At 61.2% G+C, this 19,436-nt stretch carries 18 protein-coding genes; 12 read left to right on the top strand and 6 right to left on the bottom strand.

Going from position 1 to position 19,436, the window contains the following annotated elements:
• Nucleotides 1-14: 14 nt before the first annotated feature.
• A complete protein-coding gene (locus tag AB1495_RS11150) occupies nucleotides 15-410 on the bottom strand; it encodes a DUF6524 family protein (protein ID WP_005852469.1) in 396 nt (131 codons plus the stop codon).
• Between the two features lie 215 nt (nucleotides 411-625).
• Between AB1495_RS11150 and AB1495_RS11155 the strand changes: the two genes are divergently transcribed.
• Together AB1495_RS11155 and AB1495_RS11160 are read left to right on the top strand one after the other, a co-directional pair.
• Nucleotides 626-1,921 carry an adenylosuccinate synthase gene (locus tag AB1495_RS11155; protein WP_074635618.1) on the top strand — a complete coding sequence of 432 codons (1,296 nt, stop codon included), beginning with the start codon at nucleotides 626-628 and terminating at the stop codon, nucleotides 1,919-1,921.
• Between the two features lie 54 nt (nucleotides 1,922-1,975).
• Nucleotides 1,976-2,206, top strand: coding sequence for a DUF2842 domain-containing protein (locus AB1495_RS11160; RefSeq protein ID WP_005852473.1), 231 nt, complete (start codon nucleotides 1,976-1,978; stop codon nucleotides 2,204-2,206).
• Between the two features lie 105 nt (nucleotides 2,207-2,311).
• Here AB1495_RS11160 and AB1495_RS11165 read toward each other — a convergent pair whose 3' ends face one another.
• The gene (locus tag AB1495_RS11165) at nucleotides 2,312-4,531 is read right to left on the bottom strand and encodes a hypothetical protein (RefSeq protein WP_074635620.1); all 2,220 of its coding nucleotides are present in this window, start codon (nucleotides 4,529-4,531) and stop codon (nucleotides 2,312-2,314) included.
• Between the two features lie 137 nt (nucleotides 4,532-4,668).
• Between AB1495_RS11165 and AB1495_RS11170 the strand changes: the two genes are divergently transcribed.
• Nucleotides 4,669-5,361, top strand: a complete 693-nt coding sequence (locus AB1495_RS11170) for a thiamine diphosphokinase (protein ID WP_074635622.1) — start codon at nucleotides 4,669-4,671, stop codon at nucleotides 5,359-5,361.
• Here AB1495_RS11170 and AB1495_RS11175 read toward each other — a convergent pair.
• A complete protein-coding gene (locus AB1495_RS11175) occupies nucleotides 5,294-6,220 on the bottom strand; it encodes a DMT family transporter (protein ID WP_074635623.1) in 927 nt (308 codons plus the stop codon). The two genes, AB1495_RS11170 and AB1495_RS11175, sit on opposite strands and share 68 nt — an antisense overlap.
• A gap of 108 nt (nucleotides 6,221-6,328) precedes the next feature.
• Nucleotides 6,329-7,744: a diguanylate cyclase domain-containing protein gene (locus AB1495_RS11180; protein WP_074635625.1), complete on the bottom strand. Its 1,416-nt coding sequence runs from the start codon at nucleotides 7,742-7,744 to the stop codon at nucleotides 6,329-6,331.
• 89 nt (nucleotides 7,745-7,833) lie between these two features.
• Between AB1495_RS11180 and AB1495_RS11185 the strand changes: the two genes are divergently transcribed.
• From AB1495_RS11185 to AB1495_RS11205, 5 genes are all read left to right on the top strand, one after another.
• A complete protein-coding gene (locus tag AB1495_RS11185) occupies nucleotides 7,834-8,127 on the top strand; it encodes a DUF3572 domain-containing protein (protein WP_074635627.1) in 294 nt (97 codons plus the stop codon).
• Between the two features lie 2 nt (nucleotides 8,128-8,129).
• A complete protein-coding gene (locus AB1495_RS11190) occupies nucleotides 8,130-8,837 on the top strand; it encodes an HAD family hydrolase (protein ID WP_244268906.1) in 708 nt (235 codons plus the stop codon).
• A 118-nt stretch (nucleotides 8,838-8,955) separates the two neighbouring features.
• Nucleotides 8,956-9,552 carry a heme NO-binding domain-containing protein gene (locus AB1495_RS11195; protein WP_074635630.1) on the top strand — a complete coding sequence of 199 codons (597 nt, stop codon included), beginning with the start codon at nucleotides 8,956-8,958 and terminating at the stop codon, nucleotides 9,550-9,552.
• Nucleotides 9,553-9,596: 44 nt separating this feature from the next.
• Nucleotides 9,597-10,598 (top strand): GGDEF domain-containing protein, encoded by a 1,002-nt coding sequence (locus AB1495_RS11200; RefSeq protein ID WP_074635631.1) that lies wholly within the window; start codon nucleotides 9,597-9,599, stop codon nucleotides 10,596-10,598.
• A gap of 230 nt (nucleotides 10,599-10,828) precedes the next feature.
• The gene (locus AB1495_RS11205) at nucleotides 10,829-12,577 is read left to right on the top strand and encodes a sugar phosphorylase (RefSeq protein WP_074635633.1); all 1,749 of its coding nucleotides are present in this window, start codon (nucleotides 10,829-10,831) and stop codon (nucleotides 12,575-12,577) included.
• Nucleotides 12,578-12,601: 24 nt separating this feature from the next.
• On the opposite strand, the gene AB1495_RS11210 is transcribed toward AB1495_RS11205, so the two are convergent.
• Nucleotides 12,602-13,822 carry a glycosyl transferase gene (locus AB1495_RS11210; RefSeq protein ID WP_074635635.1) on the bottom strand — a complete coding sequence of 407 codons (1,221 nt, stop codon included), beginning with the start codon at nucleotides 13,820-13,822 and terminating at the stop codon, nucleotides 12,602-12,604.
• Nucleotides 13,823-13,835: 13 nt separating this feature from the next.
• Nucleotides 13,836-14,621: a mannosyl-3-phosphoglycerate phosphatase gene (locus AB1495_RS11215; protein ID WP_074635636.1), complete on the bottom strand. Its 786-nt coding sequence runs from the start codon at nucleotides 14,619-14,621 to the stop codon at nucleotides 13,836-13,838.
• Nucleotides 14,622-14,981: 360 nt separating this feature from the next.
• On the opposite strand from AB1495_RS11215, the gene AB1495_RS11220 reads away from it, so the two are divergent.
• The 4 genes from AB1495_RS11220 (at nucleotide 14,982) to AB1495_RS11235 (ending at nucleotide 19,435) form a co-directional block, all read left to right on the top strand.
• Complete coding sequence (locus AB1495_RS11220) at nucleotides 14,982-15,572, top strand: helix-turn-helix domain-containing protein (RefSeq protein WP_050766225.1); 591 nt, start codon at nucleotides 14,982-14,984, stop codon at nucleotides 15,570-15,572.
• A 70-nt stretch (nucleotides 15,573-15,642) separates the two neighbouring features.
• Nucleotides 15,643-17,232, top strand: a complete 1,590-nt coding sequence (locus AB1495_RS11225) for an ABC transporter substrate-binding protein (RefSeq protein ID WP_074635638.1) — start codon at nucleotides 15,643-15,645, stop codon at nucleotides 17,230-17,232.
• Nucleotides 17,233-17,324: 92 nt separating this feature from the next.
• Nucleotides 17,325-18,434, top strand: a complete 1,110-nt coding sequence (locus AB1495_RS11230) for a Xaa-Pro peptidase family protein (RefSeq protein WP_074635640.1) — start codon at nucleotides 17,325-17,327, stop codon at nucleotides 18,432-18,434.
• Nucleotides 18,428-19,435, top strand: a complete 1,008-nt coding sequence (locus tag AB1495_RS11235) for an ABC transporter permease subunit (RefSeq protein WP_074635642.1) — start codon at nucleotides 18,428-18,430, stop codon at nucleotides 19,433-19,435. Before AB1495_RS11230 ends, AB1495_RS11235 begins: the two co-directional genes overlap by 7 nt.
• Nucleotide 19,436: the final 1 nt, after the last annotated feature.

Here is a 19,436-nt window from a genome sequence, read left to right on the forward strand (position 1 = left end):
TGTGAAAGCCCGTGTCAGGTTTCCACATCGTCCACGTCGGCCTGACCGGATACCGCCCTGCGAAAGATGCTCCAGCTGAGGCCGATGCCCAGCACAAAGCTCAGCGCGACAAGGCCGAGCCAGAGGTTAAAGCTGCGGTTGTCCAGCCTTAGGATGCCCAGATCATAAAGCACCCAAAGGCTTGACCCCACCAGCGCCAGCACCAGCAGCATCCCCAGCCCGCCGATAGAGCGTAGCGTCGCGCGGAGATAGATCACGTAGCCGATGAACAGCAAAAGCCCTAGCAGCACCGCGATGGACAGGTTCATATGCCCGTATCGCTGCGCCCAGGTGACATAGTTATAGGGCGTCGGGTTAAAGGTCGCGGCCAGCAAGACAAAGGCGCAGGCCCAACGTATGATGAATCCCATCTGCGGTACTTCCTTCTTTGATCCGGCATGGAATATCGGGGCAGCCCAGGCAAAGTCTATGGCCCGTTGCGAAGTTTCACGGCCCCAAGCTGATAAATGCCCAGAAAAATGACGCGGCGGCGTTTTGGCTGCATTTTACAGTTTCGGTCCCCGACGGTCGTCGCTATACCTCCACGGGTTTGCACGGTTATTTGAACTGTTAAAGGAATATCTTCATGGCCAACGTCGTAGTCGTAGGCGCCCAATGGGGCGACGAAGGAAAAGGCAAAATCGTGGACTGGCTCAGCGAACGGGCCGATGTCATCGCGCGTTTTCAGGGCGGCCATAACGCGGGCCACACATTGGTCATCGACGGCAAGGTCTACAAGCTGCACGCGCTGCCTTCGGGCGTTGTCCGCGGCGGCAAGCTTTCGGTGATCGGTAACGGTGTTGTGCTTGACCCGTGGCACCTGCTGAAAGAGATCGAGACGATCCGCGCCCAAGGCGTAGAGATCACGCCGGAAACGCTGATGATCGCGGAAAACACACCGCTGATCATGCCCTACCACGGCGAGCTGGACCGCGCCCGTGAAGAGGCCGCATCAAAGGGCACCAAAATCGGCACCACCGGCCGCGGCATCGGCCCGTGCTACGAGGATAAAGTCGGCCGCCGCGCCATCCGCGTCGCCGATCTGGCCGATACAGCCACGCTTGAAGCCCGCGTCGACCGCGCGTTGCAGCACCATGATCCGCTGCGCAAGGGTCTGGGCGTCGAAGCCATCGACCGCGACGGGCTGGTTGAACTGCTGAAAGAGATCGCACCGAAGATCCTTGAATACGCAGCACCTGTCTGGAAGGTGATGAACGAAAAGCGCAAGGCCGGTAAGCGTATCCTGTTCGAAGGGGCGCAAGGCGCGCTGCTGGACATCGACTTTGGCACCTATCCTTTCGTCACCTCGTCGAACGTGATTGCAGGGCAGGCGGCGACCGGCGTCGGCATCGGGCCGGGCGCGATCAACTATGTGCTGGGCATCGTCAAAGCCTATACCACCCGCGTGGGCGAAGGCCCGTTCCCGACCGAACTGCATGATGCGGACGGTCAGCGTTTGGGCGAGCGGGGCCATGAATTCGGCACCACCACCGGGCGTAAGCGTCGCTGTGGCTGGTTCGATGCGGCTTTGGTGCGCCAGACTTGTGCGACCAGCGGCGTCACCGGCATCTCGCTGACCAAGCTTGACGTGCTGGACGGGTTTGAAACGCTCAAGATCTGCACCGGCTACGAGCTGGACGGGGAGCACTTGGATTATCTGCCCACAGCGGCCGACCAGCAAGCCCGCTGCACCCCCATCTACGAGGAAATGCCCGGTTGGTCCGAAAGCACCGAAGGCGCGCGTAGCTGGGCCGATCTGCCCGCGAACGCGATCAAATATGTGCGCCGCGTCGAAGAGCTGATCCAGTGCCCCGTGGCGCTGCTGTCCACCTCGCCAGAGCGGGAAGACACGATTCTGGTCACCGACCCCTTCGCCGATTGATCTGACACGCCGGGGCCCTTCGGGGCTCTTGGCACGTGATGAAAGGACGACATGATGGCCCTTGGATATAAAGCACGTCGCCGGTGGGCGCTGGTCATTCTGCTGATTGGGCTGCCGCTCTATATCATTGCGGCGGTGGTCACCGTGTCGCTGTTTGACCGGCCACCCTTCTGGATCGAACTGGTGATCTATATCGCGCTTGGCGTGGTCTGGGCGATCCCGTTCAAATTTGTGTTCAAGGGGATCGGTCAGGCTGACCCGAACGCGGATCACGACGCAGAATAACCCGTTTCGCCTGCACGTCGTATAGGCTTGCACACCATCATTATCGCATAAAAAAACGGCCCCCTCAGGGGCCGTTTTTCGTTTCGGTTATCCTGTCTTGCCCGCTTAGCCAGCGGCGCGTGCATCCGGCTGGAACCCGATCTGTTCGGAGGCCTTGAAGCGGCCACCTTCCAGCTTTTGCAGCTTGCCGGTGCGCAGCAGCTGACCGAAGGAGCGTAGACCTTCCTCGCGGCTGAAGTCCTCGGCACCGCCTTGGCGTACGGTGTTCATCAACTGCGGACGCGAGAAATCGTCCATGCCTTCGACAAAGGCCATATAGGCCGCGGCCGCCTCCAGCAGGTCGGGAAGCTGGGTCGCGCCCATTTCCTCGGCGAATTCGGCAAAGCCACCGGCTTGCGGCACCGGCGCGGGGGCCACTGCGGCCACGCGGCGGGGGCGTACGGGGGCCACATTGCGCGGCTGGTCCGTGTCGATCCGCTGTGCCGCTACCAGTTTCAGCGGGGCAGGGCGCGGTTCGGCGGGGCGTTCGGTGCGGGCCGTGGTCGACGCGGGGCGGCGTGGTTTGACCACCTCGGCCAGATCGCTGCGGTAGGCGTTGTTTTCGCGTTCAGCGGCATCGGGCGCACCAAGGGCCATATCGGCCTTTTTCGCGGCCACGGCGGCGCGCAGATGGGTGATCGCGTCGCGGCGTGTGGCGGCTTCGGGTTCGTCCATCTGGTTGTCGGTTTCCGCCAGCAGACGGTTCATATCCGGGCCGCTGTCCGCGTCGAGCGTTGGCAGGCTGCGGCGTTGCGGGGCGGCTTTGGGGGCTTCGGCTTCGGGCTCTGCCGCGGTCTCGGCTTGGACCTCGGCTTGTACCTCTTCGGCGTCATCCTCGGAAACATCAGTGTCGACGGTTTCTTCTTGGGCCGTGTCTTCCTGCGAGGCTTCCTCGGCGGTCTCTTCTTCGGGCGCGTCGTCCTCAACGGCGACAGCTTCTTCGGCGTCCTCAGGCGCGTCGGTCAGCGTGTCGGCAGCGGCGGTGGATAATGTTGCCTCAAGCTCGGCCAGCTCGCGGGCCAGATCTTCTTCATCCTCGTCAGAGAGCGTCGATTCGGGGTCGCGCTGGATACGGAGGGCGGGTTTTTCAGGCTGTTCCAGAACCGCAGGCGCGTCTTCTTCGACCTCTTCCAGCTCGCCTTCGGCGATGGCACGGTCGATGTCGGCGCGTTTGACCTTGAGCACACGACCACGGGGCGCTGTGTCTTCTTCGGCTTCACCGGTTTCGTCAGCGTCAACCTGCGCGGCGTCAGCTTCTTCCACTTCATCAGCCGCAACGTCTTCGTGTTGTTCTTCACTCTCTTGTGCAGCGGTAACGTCTTCTTCAGCTTCGAGGTCGGAGGATTGTGCGATGTCTTCGACCGTATCGTCGGCGTCCAGCGCGCCTTGGATGTCGTTGATCGCGTCCGCGATGACATCGTCGGTGCTGTCTTCGGCGTCGATTGTGTCCTCGTCGTCAAAGACCTGAGGCTGCGGTGCGGCGGGGGCGTCCTGATTGGCGACCACGGCGCGGATGCGCTGCAGTTTGGCCGCGATGCTATCAACGACAGGGGCCGCAACGGGCTGGATTTCGGCGTCTTGGTCGTCGACGGTCACCTCGTTGCGCGGGCTATCGGCGAAAAACGCTTCGACATCTTCGTCGGGTTGGCCAGGGACGATATCCACCTCGGGGGCGGGGGCCGCAGAAGCAGGGGCCGCAGAAGCAGGGGCCGCTTCGGCTTGCGTGGCTTCGGGCTTTGGCGCGGCAACATCACGGCTGACCACCTCGTCGCGCGGTGCGGCGGCTTCGGCCTGAGGCGCGGGTGCGGCCTCTGGCGCTGTCACTGGCTCGGCAGATTTCAGCGCGTTGATGCGGTAGGCGTCATAATAGGCAGAGATTTCCTTGGGCCGGCGCGGCGCGAAGGAGGTCGACACCACCGACGGACCGGCAGCGGTGCTGCTGACCTGCGGCTGCGGCGCGGCAGGGGCCTTGGGTGTTTCGGCTGCTTCGGGCGCAGGGGCGGGCTGCGCTGGCGCTGCGGGTTCTTCCGGGGTCTGCGCGCTCAGGACGATCTGACCGTCCTGCTGGCGCGCCTCGACGCGGCGCGAGATTTCTTTCTGGGCGATATGGGCCAGCATCTCCGCATCGGGCTGTGCGGGTTCTGCACCGAAATACCGATCCTCCGACGACAGGTCGCGGAAATACTCTGCGATGGCCTTCATGGTGCCGAATGAATCGTCAAAGCCTTCCAACGTGCACGAGAAAGTGCCGTATGAGACCGTCAGAATTTTGTTGTTATTCATCATCGGATGGTCGTCCTCTGCCTATTTGCAGCTTACAGTTTACCATAAGGTTCAAGACCAATTCGGCTCGAATCTGTGCCCTGCAACGTATCATTTAATGTCAAAATTGCGGCATTGTTTCCAATTTGAGGTAAAACCGCGTGAAAACAACCATTGTGGCAAGCCGCAGCCCTGTCACCGTCATCGGGGGCGGGCAGCCCGGCCCGAACGACCTGAACGAGGCGTTGCAGCTTGCCCCGATGTGTGTGGCGGTCGATGGCGGGGCAAATCTGGCCCGCGACGCAGGCGTAGAGATCGCGGCGCTGGTGGGGGATTTCGATTCCGTCACGCCCGAGACCCTGTCGCAAATCCCGCCCGCGCGGCAGTTCAAACTGGCAGAGCAGGAAACCACCGATTTCGACAAGGCGCTGCGGTCGGTGGCCGCGCCGTTGATCGTGGCGGTGGGGTTTTCGGGCGGGCGCGTGGACCATCAGCTTGCTGCCCTGAGCTCTCTGGCGCGGCATCCGCACCAGCGTTGCCTGCTCATCGCCGGAGAGCAGGTGATTTTCCTCGCGCCGCCCCGGCTTGATCTGCCGACGCGGGCGGGGGATGTGGTGTCGATATACCCGCTGGCGGCGGTCCACGGGGAAAGCAGCGGGCTTGAGTGGCCGCTTGACGGGCTAGAGCTTTCGCCGCTGGGGCGGTTGGGGACATCGAACCGTGCGACGGGGCCCGCGACCCTTAGGGTGGATCGTCCCGCTGCGTTGGTGATGGTGCCCAGGGTGCTCATTCCGCAGGTTGCACAATCGCTGCTGCAGCCAGACGCCGCTGCGTGGCCCGCTCCCTCAGGATAATATAAAGACCGGCGGCCATGGTGATCCCCATCCCGAGCGCCGCCAGCGCATTGGGCAGATCGCCAAAGACGATCAACCCGACCAGCGTCGCCACGGGAATTTCGAGATATTGCATCGGTGCCAGCGTGGCCGAGGGGGCGTAGCGCAAGGACCATGTCATCAGCAGATGGGCCACACTGCCAAGGACGCCGATTGCGATCAGCAGCATCCAGGCGTTCGCGTCAGGGGCCCGCCACCCCAAGGCGGGCAGCGCAAGGGTTTGACCCAGACCCAGCAAGGGCAGCAGTATCACCACGGCGATAAACCCGCTGACCGTTTGCAGGCTGATCGGGTCGGTGTGTTTGGCGATCTGCCGTGTCACCAGCATGAACAGCGCAAAGTTCAGCGCTACGCCAACGGGCAGCAATGCGGGCCAGCCCACCTCGGCAAAGCTGGGTTGCACCACCAGCAGTGTGCCGCAAAAGCCGACGATACAGGCGAGAAGCCGGCGGGTGCCGACCTCTTCCCCCAGCACGTATTTGCCGAGCAGAAGCATAAAGAAGGGCATGACAAAGATAATCGCCACAGCATCGGCCAGCGGCAGGTATTTCAGCGCGGTGAACATCATCGCGATCCCGATGACATGCAGCACTGTGCGCACAAACGCGAGCCACAGCGTGCGGCCCCGCATCGCCAGCGGCCTGCCCGTCAGCAGCACCAGCGGCAGCAAGATCAGCAACTGCACCGCAAAGCGGATAAACACGACCTGACCCAGCGGCACGGAGGACCCCAGCAGTTTCGCAATTGCATCACCCACAGGGGCAACGATGCAAAAGCCAAGCATCATGGCAATACCGGTCATCGGTTTATCGGGCAGCATGGCAAAGCCTTTGTCGAGGATCAGGGGGATACGCCCCGGATGTGCAAGCGTATCGCGGCGAGAGTGGCGGCATTTTTCCGGCTTTGCAACCGTGGGGAGAGGGTGATTTCACGCCGCCGACCGGATCAGACCGACGCGATCGCGCCCGCGGTGTTTCGCACTGTATAAAGCTTGATCCGCGCGGTCGATCAGCTCTGCCGCAATGGCCGAGGCATCAAGTGGGGCGGGGAAGGCGTCGCCGGTTTCAGGCTGTGCGGTACATAGCCCGATGCTGATCGTGGCATGGATAGGCTGCGCGCTGGCGGGGATGGTAAATGGCGTCGTGCGGTAGGCTTCGCACATGCGTTTGGCCATCCGGGTGGCCTCTGCCTCTGTGATGCCCGGGAGGATGAGTAAAAATTCCTCCCCTCCGATGCGGGCGGCAACGTCGAGCGGGCGCAGACATGATTTCAACCGGCGTGCGGTTTCGACCAACACGGCGTCCCCCGAGGCGTGGCCGAAAGCGTCATTCACCCGTTTGAAGTGGTCTATGTCTGCCAGCATCACGGCCAGCGGTATCCCTTTGCGGCGGGTGCGCACGGCCAGCCGCGCGACCTCTGACAGGGCGTGCCGGCGGTTGTAGATCCCCGTCAGCGGATCAAACACCGCTTCGCGCAGGCGCGTATCGACATCACGCCGGATCGTGTCGCCCTGCTGTTTGCGCGCCAGAAGCCCGGTCAACCGCAGCGAAAGTTCATCGATATCAAAGCCATGCTGCATCAGATCGTCGGCCCCGAGATCCAGCGCATGGGCGGCACCGGCGGGGTGGGGGCGCGATTGGAGCACCAGAATACCGCAGTGCCGCGTCGTCGTATTCGCCCGCAGGGTCGAGATCAGGCGCAGTTGCGCCTCGTCGCGCGTTTCGACACCGGTCAGGGTCAGGATAAAGACATCGGGCAGCGCGTTCTGCCGGATACCGGTCAACGCGTCGCGGATGGTCGTCTGGCTGACAGCCCCCCGCAGACGTTTGCGTAGCTGGGTGACATGCACCTGTGTCTCTGCCTTGTCATGGCTGACGATCTGGAACGTGCCCGGGCGGGCGAAGGTGGCGGCGGTTTCTTCCAGCCCGAGCGTGGGGCACATCGCGTCCCGCATGGCCGTGTGGCTGGCCCCGTGGCCCGCGCGTATCATGCTGCGCACCCGTCCCAGAAACAGCTTGTCGCAGACAGGTTTGACCATCGCTTCCTGTGCGCCATTCGCCAGCAGGTGCAAACACAGTGCCGCGCCACCGCCATCGGCCAAGGCAAAGACAGGTATCCGTGATGTGCGCGGCGACCCCGCGAGCATCGTGCATAGGGCCGTCGCATCCTGCCCGTCCAGTTGATGCGCCGTGATGACCAGATCAGGCCCCGACCGGCGCGAGATGTCGACCGCCTGGGCCACGGTGGACGCCTGCCATACCTCGTAGGAGGCGGACGTGAGTTTGGTTTTCAAAGCGATGCGGTTGGTCGCAACCGTATCCACAATCAGGACTTTACCGGGCACTTGTCTTCATTCTCCACTCACGTGTAACTGGCTTAAGCGCCCTTTGTTGCCGTGATTGGTTAACAAAGGGTTTCGTTTGGGAAACCGTGATGGAAATTAATATGATGAAGCAAGATGCCGCCGAGACGGTCGCCCTGCAGGCCTTGGCCTGGCTGGCCGCGAACGAAGACCTGATGCCCACCTTTATGGGATCAACGGGTGCATCTGCCGAAGACCTTCGCACCCAGGCTGGCGATCCGGTGTTTCTCGGCGCGGTTCTGGATTTCATCATGATGGATGACGCCTGGGTCACGGAGTTTTGCGATACCGTGAACATCCCTTACGACCGTATCATGCAAGCCCGTCAGTCGCTTCCGGGTGGCGCGCAGATGAATTGGACCTGAAAATGATCAAAGCGCTACTGTTCGATAAAGACGGAACCCTGTTCGACTTCGCCGCTACATGGGAGGCATGGGCCAATGCCTTCCTGACCCGGATCAGCAGGGGCGACGGAGAGAGAGCGGCTTTGCTGGGGCAGCAGATCGGCTTTGATTACGGGACGCAGAGCTTCTCGCCCGACAGTATCGTTATTGCGGGCACACCGGGGGAGGTCGTAGATGCGCTGGCCCCCCATGTGGCCGAGATGGCGAAGACGGATCTCTTAGATCTGCTGAACCACGAGGCCGAAAACGCCCCTCAGGCAGAGGCGGTGCCGCTGGTTGCATTGCTAGAGGCGTTCAAGGCACGCGGGCTGGTGCTTGGCGTCGCCACCAATGACGCCGAGGCGCCCGCCCGTGCGCATTTGGGCGGCGCGGGGGTGACCGGATATTTTGACTTTATCGCCGGTTTCGATAGCGGCCACGGTGCAAAGCCCACGCCCGGGCAGCTCTTGGCGTTTGCCAAAGCCGTGGGGGTGGACCCGTCTGAAGTCGCGATGATCGGGGATAGCCTGCACGATATGGCGGCGGGCCGTGCGGCGGGTATGGCCTGCGTTGCGGTGCTGACGGGGCTGGCCAAACGTCAGGATCTAGAAGGGGCCGCCGATGTGGTGCTGCCCGACATCGGCCATCTGCCCGCGTGGCTGGACGGGCAGAGACATAACCCGCAGGGCTGACAGCTAAATTGCATTTGAGACAAAACCAAAGCGCATTCCGCCGCGGCGGTGGTTTAGCCTTCGGTCTTTGTTAACTCTCAGCCGCGATCTTCCCCGTGAAACGGCGGAAAGGGGCGCGATGCACGGGCTGATCAACCATACGATCCAACGGTTCGTGCTGGATAGCTTTGGCCACCGTGTCTGGGCGCAGGTCGCCCTGCGCGCCGATCTTTGTGCCGTTATGGGCACGGCGGATTTCGAACCGATGCTCACCTATGATGATGCCATCACGCCGCGGGTTATCAACCGCCTGTCTGCCGTGATGAAACGCGCGATCCCCGATCTTCTGGAAGATCTGGGTGCCTGGCTTGTGTCCAACCCCGACCGCGAAGGCGTGCGGCGCTTGCTCCGCTTTGGCGGCGACGATTTTGAAGAGTTCTTGCATTCTCTCAACGACTTGCCCGAACGTGCCACCCTCGCCGTGGAAGACCTGCAACTGCCCCAGATGGAGGTCGCGCAGCTTGATGACTGGCGCTTTACGCTCACCTGTCGCGGGAAAGTGCAAGGCTTTGGCTATGTGATGATGGGCGTGATGCGGGTGATTGCGGATGATTATGGCACATTGGCCCTGCTCGATTGCAGAACCGCCCCACCGGAGGGGGAGGTGATTACCGTCACGATTATTGACCGGCACTACGCGCAGGGGCGCAGCTTTGATCTGGGTGCACGCGGGTGACAGTAGGGGCAGCCTATGAGGCGGCATTGAATGTGCTATGCCCGATGCATGTGATCGTGCAGCCCTGCGGACGTATCCGGCATGTGGGCCCCACCATCCACAAACTGCGCCATCGTGGCACTTGGATCGGGAGCAATTTTTTCGACCAGTTTGTCATGCGCCGACCCAATATGGCCGACAGTATTGCGCAAATTCGCCCAATGGCGGGGCGCAAGCTGCATCTGGCGTTGCACGACCGGCCCGAGCAGATTTTTAAAGGGGTTCTGGTTCCGCTACCTTGTGGCACCGAACAGATGGAAGGCTCGGAAACCGACTGTCTGATAAACCTGTCCTTCGGGATATCGATCCTGAACGGCGTCCGCACCCATCGTCTGAGCAATGCCGATTTCGCGCCGACCGACCTCGCGGTCGAGATGCTTTATCTGATGGAGGCGAAATCGGCGGCGATGGCGGCGTCGCGTGCGCTGAACCAGAAGCTTGAGGTCGCAAAGATCGCGGCGGAGGAGCAAGCGTTTACCGATACGTTGACCGGCTTGAAAAACCGGCGCGCGATGGATCACGTGCTGTCGCGGCTTATCGCGGGGGACAAGGGGTTTGCCGTGATGCAGATCGATCTGGATTACTTCAAGGCGGTGAACGATAGCCTGGGCCATGCGGCGGGGGATCACGTGTTGCAAACCGCGGCCCGGATCATGGTGGAAGCAACAAGGGACATCGACACCGTCGCCCGCGTCGGCGGTGACGAATTTACCCTGCTGCTGCCTGGGGTTACCGGCAACGCGCATCTGGCACAGGTCGCCGAACGGATCATCACGCGACTGGAACAGCCGATCAGATTTGATGGCGCGGCGTGCCGGATCTCTGCCAGCATCGGCAGCATAGGGGTCAAAGCGGGGCAGGACGCCGTGGCCGAAGATATCCTGTCGGACGCCGATGCGGCGCTTTACCGCTCTAAGCAAGCCGGGCGTGCGCGGCACACGGTGCACGGTGAAACTGTGCCAGACGCCATGCAGAAGGGGATGGAGAAACCACACGCGCTGCAATAGATGTCGGCGTGCGCTGGGCGTGCTGGCTTTGGTACGCGTCCCAAAATCGGGGCCTGTAGAACTGCGGGCGTTCAATCTGCGCAATGCTTCAAGATTGTGCAGCTTGCCTCAAAACGCGCCGCAGGGGGCTGTGGCGACAGGATTATGGGGGCACCGCTTTTGGCTGCTCGTCACACGCGCGCGCCTGCGTTAGGGTTTTGGGAAAGGATATTCAGGCAAGGCAGGACATCATGACGGACAGTGCCCGTTCTCTCGGCTCTCGGCTCAGCGCGGTGTTGGCAGAGGTCTATCCCGATCTGGATGCCGACATCCTTTCCAGCAAGGTCCTTGATGCCTTCTGGCCCGAGGGGACGACGCGCCGCAAAAGAGGCCGGATTGCCGGCAATACGCTTTGGTCGGAACGGGATGCGCTGCTGATCACCTATGGCAACTCTATCGTGGACGGGGCGCATAAGCCGCTGGATTTGTTGAACGACTTTCTGCATCGCTACCTGCGCGGCACGTTGAACAGCGTGCATATCCTGCCGTTCTTCCCCTATACCTCTGACGACGGGTTTGCGGTGTCCGATTTTCGCGCGGTGAACCCGCAGCTTGGGGATTGGCCTGATATCAACCGCATCGCCGCCGATTTCACGCTGATGTCCGATCTGGTGCTGAACCATGTGTCGAGCCAGGGGAACTGGTTCAACGCCTACCGTCAGGGGCAGGCCCCCTATGACAAGTTCTTTTTCGAAGCCTCGCCGCAGGATGATCTGCGCGAGGTGGTGCGCCCGCGGACGACGCCGCTGTTGCAAGAGGTAGAAACCTCAAGCGGCCCGCGCCACGTCTGGTGCACTTTCAGCCATGACCAGATCGACCTTGATTTCCGCAACCCCGAGGTGCTGCTTGAGTTTTTGCGGATCATTCGCCTGCATGTGGATAATGGCGTGCAGATCATCCGGCTGGATGCGGTGGCGTTCTTGTGGAAGCAGATCGGCACCCCGTCGATCCACCTGCCGCAAACCCATGCGATTATCCGGCTGATGCGGTTGCTGTGCGACTATGCGCCGGAAAAGATCATCCTGCTGACCGAAACCAATGTGCCCAAGGCCGAAAACCTCAGCTATTTCGGGGCAGGGGACGAGGCTCATGCGATCTATAATTTCCCGCTGCCGCCGCTGATCTTGCATGCGATGATGTCGGGCAATGGGGCGCATCTACGGCGCTGGCAACGCACGATGCCGCCGGCCCCCATGGGCTGCGCCTATCTGAACTTTACCGCCAGTCACGACGGAATCGGCATGCGCCCCGCCGAAGGGTTGCTGCCCGAGGATGAAAAACAACAGGTCATTGATACGGTGCTACAGGTCGGCGGGTTGGTATCGATGCGCAGCCTGCCCGACGGCGGGCAAAGCCCGTACGAGCTGAACACGACCTTTTACGATGCGCTGTCGCGGACGTTTAAGGGCGAGGATGACCATCATCATGCACGGTTCATCTGTTCGCAGACCATCGTCATGTCGCTGGAGGGGATACCCGCCTTCTACATCCACGCCATGCTGGCGACACCCAATGATCACGCGCAGGTCGAACATCGCGGGATGAGCCGCGCGATCAACCGACACCGATGGGATTATCCGAGCTTGCGCGACCAGCTGGCCGATGCGTCCAGCGCGCCGGCGCGCGTTTTGGGCGATCTGTCAGCGCGGCTAAAGGTGCGGCAGAAGCAAAAGGCGTTTCACCCCAATGCGACGCAATTCACCGTGAACCTGCAAGATGACCGCGTGTTCGGCGTGTGGCGCCAAAGTCTGGACCGCAAACAGTCGATCTTTGCGCTGCACAACGTCAGCGACGCCTCTGTCGCGATTTCGGCGGCGGCGCTGAACCTGATCGAGGATCAACCCTGGCAGGACCTGATCAGCGGTGATTTGATTGACGCCAGCGCGGATCACATCACGCTGGCCCCCTATCAATGCATGTGGATCACCAACCGGTTCTGACCCTGCTGCCCGCGCGGCCCCTAGCTAGTTGTATTCTGCGTCATCCGCTGCGGCGGCCTCGCGCAGATTGGCAAGGAACTCGGGCGCGGCGGCGTGGACGCGGTTCCATGTGGGGATAAAGGGGGTCTCGTGCGGGTTATCGAGAAAGAAGTGTCCCGCCCGCATGATATTCTCGGTAAAAAGCTCGATCGCGCGTTCTTCCTTGTGGCGGTCGATGCTCAGCCCGTTCATTTTGGCGTCGTTGTAATAGGCATCCAGCAGGTCTAGCGCACATCGATAATAGGTCGCCTTGAGCGTGCGAAAGACATTGGGCGTGAACACCGTGCCGTCTGCCGCCAGCTTGCGGAAAATCGCCTTGCAGATGTCGGTGGACATGCGGTTCAACCCCGCATCGGCGTCGGCCTCGCTCAGATCTTGGTGCTTGTGGTCATAGTCGTCGGCGATTTCGACCTGACAGACCGATTTCGGCGCGAGGTTGCGCCATGCCTCTGACAGCACGCCGATCTCCAGCCCCCAGTCGGAGGGAATGCGCAGATCGGGCAAGATATTGGTGCGCATGGCAAATTCACCCGAGAGCGGATAGCGGAAGGCGCGCAGGTAATCGATATAGTCACGGTCGCCCACGACCTTTTTCAGCGCGATCAGCAACGGGCTGACCAGCAGCCTCGTGACCCGCCCGTTCAGCTTGTCGCTGCCCACCCGCGCGTAATAGCCTTTGGCGACCTGATAGGGGAAATTCGCATTGGCGACGGGATAGATCAGCCGCGCCAGCAGGTCGTTGGTATAGGTCACGATATCGCAATCATGGATCGCCATCACCGCGCTGTCCTGACAGGCGATCAGATAGCCGAGCGAGGACCAGACATTCTTGCCCTTGCCTTGTTCCGCGGGGGCGAGGCCCATGTCTTTCAGCTGCGCGCCAAGCGCCAGCATCCGCGGGCTGTCGTTCCAGATCACGATGTGGTTCTGGTTGAGGCCCTTGAAGAACTCTTTCGCATGGCGGAACTGTGCCTCGTCGGCGCGGTCCAGACCGATGATGATGCGGTGCAGATAGCTGACCTTGGACAGCTCTGCCAGAATGCGGGGCATCGCCTCGGTCTCTAGCTCGGAGTAGAGACAAGGCAGGATCAGCGCCATTTTGCGGGTCTGGGCGAACGTCTCGAGCTCGTAGGTCATTTCGTCCAGCGAGCGGGTGCGCAGATTGTGCAGGGTCGCGATATTTCCGTTTTGATGAAAATCAGCCATGCTTTGTCATTCCTTAGTTCAGGTTAAGCCGCGTGATCAGGTCCAGCACGGCACCGTTCCATCCGGCAGGACCGGGGAGCGTGGTGCGGATGATCCGGCCGGTGTCCTCACCGGGCAGCGGGGGCAGGGGGTCGCGGTGCGGGTTGGCGACAATGACGCCAAAGTCGGCCGCTTGCAGCATCTCTATGTCATTGGGGGCATCGCCAAGCGCCAGCGTATGGCGCGGCGCAAAGGCGTCGGTCAGCGCGGCCATCTGGTCGGCTTTGGTGCGCCCGTAGGAAAGGGTCAGAAACCGTCCCCCTTCACGGGCATGGATACCGTGATCGTGCAGGGCGTCGATAAATGCGCCGCGCAACTCGGCGCTGCCCGACCAGATGCCGGGTTCTGAAAAGGCCCGCTCTGCCGCGTTGGCGGCGTCATTATGCGACAGGCCGGTGATCTGTGCGATCTGCGCCACCGTCATATCGCCGAACCCGCAAAACGGGTCGCGCAGCTCCGCAGGCAGGCTGTCGAGCGTTTGGCGCAGGCGCACGTAACTGTCCGTTTTGGGCATGTCGGTGCTGTCGGGCGGTAAAATACCGGCACCGTTTTCGATGATCGCGGGGCAGTGATCCCATGCCAGTTCGGCGCGAATCTCTGCGATCTCGGGCGCGGTTTTCGAGCTCGCCAACACCACTGCGGCCCCGATATTGCGCAACGCGTCCAAGGCGGGGGTGGCCGCATCCCAGCGATAGGAACTATGTGACAGCAACGTGCCATCAAGGTCGGTAAACACCAGCAGGGGTAAAGACATAGCCATAGATCAAGCGTGTGGTGCGGGATCGATTGTTGCAACTGGGCACAGGTGTTCATCGCGCAGTTTGCATTGTTTTTCTAGCTTTTGCCTAAAAAATGTGCAGAAACTGGACTGCGTGGATGCGCACGTATAAATAGAATCACATGGGCGATTTCAGGGGGGGGTGCGGTGTAAGAGAGGTCAGGTGACGTCGCGACCAAGGGCTCTGTTTTCACTCTGACAATAATTTTTATTGTTGACGTAAACAAAGTTGCGCGACAGTCTGAGCGCCAAGATACGCCAAAGCGTGCTTCGGGGGATTATTTGTCAAAAACTGCGATACAGGCGGCGGCGCTTTCGCCGCCAGAGGGATTAGGCGACCGCATGCGGATGCAGCGTCACCGGATGGCGATGACATTGCAGCAGCTGTCGGCGGCCTCCGGTGTATCGGTGGGCTATCTGAGCCAGGTGGAACGCGGCAACGCGACACCGACGCTTGGCACGCTCAGCCAGATCGCTGCCGCGCTTGACGTTGATGCGGATTTTTTCGTGCGGACCCCGCGCACGGTCGACAGCCTGACCCGCGGTGCCGCACGGCCCCGTTTTGCGGTGGCAGGATCGTCGATTGAATATGAACAGATCGGTGCCGAACGCGCGGGCCACGAGATGACATCCTATGTGATGAACGTCCCGCCCGGCTATGAATCCGAAACGGTGACCCATGTTGGCGAAGAGATCATCTATATCCTTGAGGGTGAGATCTCGCAGATGGTTGGCGAACGGGAGTATCTGATGACGGCGGGCGACAGCCTGCATTATCTGGGTACCACGCCCCATTGCTGGGCCAACAGAACAGACCGGCAGGCCCGCATCTTATGGGTCGGTCGCATGAAATACGATAAGTCCGGGGAAATCGGACAGAGTGAGGCCGCGCCGGCAGAGAGCTCGCGCGAAATGTTACCCCTCAGGCGTTAACCCTATCGCCCTCATCGGCCCAGAGAGGCCGTGGGGAGATAACACTTTACCAACTAGGAGAGTAAATCGAATGTCTTTCAAGAATATCATGGCCACGGGCCTGCTGCTGAGCACGCTTGGCGTCGCGGCGCAGGCGCAGTCGCTGGTCTATTGCTCGGAAGGGTCGCCAGAAGGCTTTGACCCGGCCCTGTACACCGCAGGCACGACCTTTGATGCGTCCAGCCACCCGATCTACAACCGCTTGGCGGAATTCAAGGTCGGCACCACCGAAACCATTCCCGCGCTGGCCGAAAGCTGGGACGTGTCCGAAGACGGCAAGACCGTAACGTTCAAGCTGCGCAAAGGCGTCAAGTTTCACAGCAACGCCCAGTTCACGCCCACACGCGATTTTAACGCCGATGACGTGATCTTTAGCTTTGACCGTCAGGGCAACGCCGACAACCCCTACAACCAAGTATCGGGTGGCACCTGGGAATACTACGGTGCGATGTCGATGCCTGATCTGATCGAAAGCATCGAAAAGGTTGATGATTACACCGTTCAGTTCAACCTGACCCGCGCCGAAGCGCCGATCATTGCCAACATGGCGATGGACTTTGCCTCGATCGTGTCCAAGGAATATGCCGACGCGATGCTGGAAGCCGGCACGCCGGAAATGCTGAACCAGGCACCTATCGGTACCGGCCCGTTCACCTTCCAAGCCTACCAGAAAGACGCCGTGATCCGTTACGTGCGCAACGACGAATACTGGGGTGACCCGGCGAAAGTCGAAGCGTTGATCTTTGCGATCACACCGGACGCCTCCGTGCGCTACCAGAAGGTACAAGCGGGCGAATGCCACGTCATGGCCTATCCGAACCCTGCGGACGTGCAGGCGATGAAAGACGCCGAAGATGTCGTCGTGATGGAGCAAGAGGGCCTGAACGTGGGCTATCTGGCGTACAACACGCAGATGCCTCCGTTCGACAACGCCAATGTGCGTAAAGCCTTGAACATGGCGATCGACAAGCAAGCGATCATCGACGTGGTGTTCCAGGGCTCCGGCGAAATCGCGAAGAACCCGCTGCCGCCGACAATGTGGTCCTATAACGACGCGATCGAGGACGACAAATACGATCCGGAAGCCGCGAAAGCCGCGCTGGAAGCCGAAGGCGTATCCGACCTGACGCTGAAAATCTGGGCGATGCCGGTACAGCGCCCCTATAACCCCAATGCCCGCCGTATGGCCGAGCTGATGCAGGAAGACTTCTCGAAGGTCGGTGTCGACGTAGAGATCGTGTCCTACGAATGGGGTGAATACCTTGAGCGTTCCAAAGCGAAAGACCGCGATGGTGCCGTTCTGCTGGGGTGGACAGGTGACAACGGTGACCCCGACAACTTCCTTGCGGTTCTGCTGGGCTGTGACGGCGTAGAGAAATCCAACCGCGCACAATGGTGCAACGAAGAATTCGACGCGCTGGTTCAGGAAGCCAAGGTTCTGCCAACACAAGAAGAGCGTGCGCCGCTGTATGAAAAAGCGCAGAAAATCTTCAAGGACCAAGCCCCTTGGGCCACCATCGCGCATTCGGTTGTTTACATGCCAATGCGCCCCGAAGTTGAAAACTATGTTGTGCACCCGCTGGGTGGCCACATCTTCAACCAGGTTGGCCTGTCGCAATAACAGCGATGACAAAGCAATGGGGACGGTGCATGTCGCGCCGTCCCTTCCTCTATTCTAGGCCCCGGCCACGTTAACGAAAGGCGCAAGCCCCCGTGTCAAAGAACCTCTCTCAACGTCTTGCCGACTATGCCGCTGTGGCCGCCGATCTGGGCGTCGATGCCGTGGCGCTGGTGCCCGGGCCCAATTTTTCGCGCGCTGTCGGCCAAAGCTTCATGAGCCACGAACGCCCCTTTGTTCTGGTGATCCCTGCGGATAAACCTGCGGCGGTGCTCTTGCCGAACCTTGAACTGGGGAGCTGGGACATGGTCGGATTTGACGGCGCGGTGTTTGATTGGCGCGACCAGACCGGCTATGCCGATGCATTTGCCGCGCTGACGCAGCATTTGGGCATCACGTCGCTGGCGGTCGAAGGGCAGGTGATGCGCGTCTTCGTGCACCATGCGTTCAAAGACGCACAGCCCGATCTTACCATCACCGATGCCGAGCGCGAAATCTCGGCCCTGCGGATGATCAAAACCCCCGAGGATATCGCCGCCCTGCGCGCGGCGATCGGCATTTCCGAACGCGCCCTCCAGCGCACGCTGGACAGCGTCAAGCTGGGCCAGAGCGAGAAGCAGATCGAACAGACGCTGGTGCAGGCGCTTTTCGCGGAAGGGGCGGATGACCTGTCCTTTGGTCCCATCGTGGCCGCCGCCGATGGCTCGGCCCGGCCCCATGCCCATGCGCGCGAGGATTACGCAGTCAAAGCGGGCGATGCGCTGCTGCTGGACTTTGGCGCGCGCAAGAACGGCTTTGCCGCCGACATTACCCGCACCGTTTTTCTGGATCACGTCACCGACGAGGGGCGCGATGTCTATGATACCGTGCTGCGCGCCAATATGGCAGGGCTTGCCGTGACCCGCGCGGGGGTGACCGCGCATGACATCGACGATGCCGTGATCTCTGTGCTGGAAGCCTCGCCCTATGGGGACCGCATCCGCACCAAGACCGGCCACGGTCTGGGCCGCGAGGTCCACGAGGCCCCTTATATCATGCGGGGCAACCACATGACTTTACCCGCCGGAACGGTTTACACCAATGAACCCGGCCTCTACGAGATCGGAAATTTCGGCGTGCGCATCGAGGATGACGTGCTGATTACCGACGACGGCTATGAAACGCTGACCAACTTCCCCAAAGAGCTGATGGTGATAAAATGCTGAACTATGTTCTGGGACGACTGCTGACGTTCATCCCGACTTTCATCGGGGTGACGCTGATCTCCTTCGGGTTCATCCGCGCGCTGCCGGGCGACCCCATCCAGGTGATGGCGGGCGAGCGCGGCATCTCTGATGAACGCTATGCCCAACTGGCCAAACAATTCGGCTATGACCAGCCGATCTATGTCCAATTCTGGGACTATCTGACCGGCGTGCTCCAGGGCGATCTGGGCAATAGCTTTGTCACCAAGCGCCCGGTGTTCGACGAATTCTTTACGCTCTTCCCAGCCACGCTTGAGCTGGCGGTCTGCGCGATGATCTTTGCCATCGCCCTTGGCCTTCCGGCGGGGGTGATTGCGGCGGTGAACCGGGGCAAGTTCTTTGACCGGGCGCTGATGTCCACGGCGCTGGTGGGCTATTCGATGCCGATCTTCTGGTGGGCGCTGCTGCTGATCATCGTCTTTTCGGGCCACCTGCAATGGACGCCTGTGTCGGGGCGGATTGATCTGCTGTATTACTTCCCCAACCCCACCGGCTTTATGCTGATCGACAGTCTGGCGTCGGGGCAGAAGGGGGCGTTCCTGTCAGCGGTGCGCCATCTGGTTCTGCCAACGATCGTGCTGGGGACAATCCCGCTGGCCGTGATCGCACGCCAGACGCGGTCGGCCATGTTGGAGGTTCTGGGCGAGGATTACATCCGCACCGCCCGCGCCAAGGGCATGTCTCCGGGGCGGATCAACGGCATCCACGCCCTGCGTAACGCGCTGATCCCCGTGATCACCGTGATTGGTCTGTCGGTCGGCACATTGCTGGCCGGTGCGATCCTGACCGAAACCATCTTTAGCTGGCCGGGCATCGGCAAGTGGATGGTCGATAGTATTTTCCGCCGCGATTACCCCGTGGTTCAGGGCGGGCTGCTGCTGATTGCTGTGATGGTGATGGTCGTGAACCTGACCGTCGACATGCTTTACGGCGTCATCAACCCCAAAATCAGAAAGCGATAAC

Origin of the sequence: Sulfitobacter pontiacus (assembly GCF_040790665.1) — a bacterium.
Taxonomy (GTDB): Bacteria; Pseudomonadota; Alphaproteobacteria; order Rhodobacterales; family Rhodobacteraceae; genus Sulfitobacter; species Sulfitobacter pontiacus.

Bases quoted from the DNA above. Each gene is read 5' to 3' on its own strand.
- AB1495_RS11150 (WP_005852469.1), bottom strand. From the start codon at position 410: ATGGGATTCATCATACGTTGGGCCTGCGCCTTTGTCTTGCTGGCCGCG.
- AB1495_RS11155 (WP_074635618.1), top strand. From the start codon at position 626: ATGGCCAACGTCGTAGTCGTAGGCGCCCAATGGGGCGACGAAGGAAAA.
- AB1495_RS11160 (WP_005852473.1), top strand. From the start codon at position 1,976: ATGGCCCTTGGATATAAAGCACGTCGCCGGTGGGCGCTGGTCATTCTG.
- AB1495_RS11165 (WP_074635620.1), bottom strand. From the start codon at position 4,531: ATGATGAATAACAACAAAATTCTGACGGTCTCATACGGCACTTTCTCG.
- AB1495_RS11175 (WP_074635623.1), bottom strand. From the start codon at position 6,220: ATGCTGCCCGATAAACCGATGACCGGTATTGCCATGATGCTTGGCTTT.
- AB1495_RS11185 (WP_074635627.1), top strand. From the start codon at position 7,834: ATGGAAATTAATATGATGAAGCAAGATGCCGCCGAGACGGTCGCCCTG.
- AB1495_RS11190 (WP_244268906.1), top strand. From the start codon at position 8,130: ATGATCAAAGCGCTACTGTTCGATAAAGACGGAACCCTGTTCGACTTC.
- AB1495_RS11195 (WP_074635630.1), top strand. From the start codon at position 8,956: ATGCACGGGCTGATCAACCATACGATCCAACGGTTCGTGCTGGATAGC.
- AB1495_RS11200 (WP_074635631.1), top strand. From the start codon at position 9,597: ATGCATGTGATCGTGCAGCCCTGCGGACGTATCCGGCATGTGGGCCCC.
- AB1495_RS11205 (WP_074635633.1), top strand. From the start codon at position 10,829: ATGACGGACAGTGCCCGTTCTCTCGGCTCTCGGCTCAGCGCGGTGTTG.
- AB1495_RS11210 (WP_074635635.1), bottom strand. From the start codon at position 13,822: ATGGCTGATTTTCATCAAAACGGAAATATCGCGACCCTGCACAATCTG.
- AB1495_RS11215 (WP_074635636.1), bottom strand. From the start codon at position 14,621: ATGGCTATGTCTTTACCCCTGCTGGTGTTTACCGACCTTGATGGCACG.
- AB1495_RS11220 (WP_050766225.1), top strand. From the start codon at position 14,982: ATGCGGATGCAGCGTCACCGGATGGCGATGACATTGCAGCAGCTGTCG.
- AB1495_RS11225 (WP_074635638.1), top strand. From the start codon at position 15,643: ATGTCTTTCAAGAATATCATGGCCACGGGCCTGCTGCTGAGCACGCTT.
- AB1495_RS11235 (WP_074635642.1), top strand. From the start codon at position 18,428: ATGCTGAACTATGTTCTGGGACGACTGCTGACGTTCATCCCGACTTTC.